Annotated in this window: 1 protein-coding gene; it reads right to left on the bottom strand. The window is 64.9% G+C overall.

Annotated features, from left to right (window positions below; all coding sequences use genetic code 11):
* Positions 1-387, bottom strand: a 387-nt coding sequence (locus HWW87_RS36875) for a hypothetical protein (RefSeq protein WP_175824380.1), incomplete at its 3' end; no start/stop codon positions are given.
* Positions 388-450: the final 63 nt, after the last annotated feature.

Raw genomic sequence — 450 nt, 5'->3', positions numbered from 1 at the left:
TTCGTAATGGAAGAATTCCCGACCGTCCTCGCCAAGCAGCGCGGGTCCGCTTCCGTGCGCGGCAAGCGTGGCCGACGCGAGCGTGCGCTGCGTGTCAGGCGTCACGAGCGTCAGATTGACGAACGTGTCTGCGGTCGTCCGGACGTCTGCCAGAAGCGGGATAAGGCGGCAGGCGACAGGTGCCGCGGTTCGGTTCGTCACGACGAAGGTCAGGTGCTTGCCGATCAGGATCGACTTGCCGATCATCACGTCCGGATAGGCGGTCGGTGCGCCGAGCGTCGACGAATCCGCAAGGCTGAAACCGCAGGTCAGGTCGAGTTCGAGGCCGACGTCGGCGCCGTGCAATTCCGCGAGTTGCGATGCAGACGAGTAGTGTCGCAGTGCCATGCCGGCGTACGGAACGCTGCGGCTCGAATCCTCGCGGCACGTCTTGTCGGAATAGGTGCCCGG

The organism is Burkholderia sp. BCC0419 (assembly GCF_902830285.1).
GTDB lineage: Bacteria > Pseudomonadota > Gammaproteobacteria > Burkholderiales > Burkholderiaceae > Burkholderia.
The sequence above is the reverse complement of the archived record's forward strand: the minus strand, read 5'-3'. Positions and strand labels throughout refer to the sequence as shown.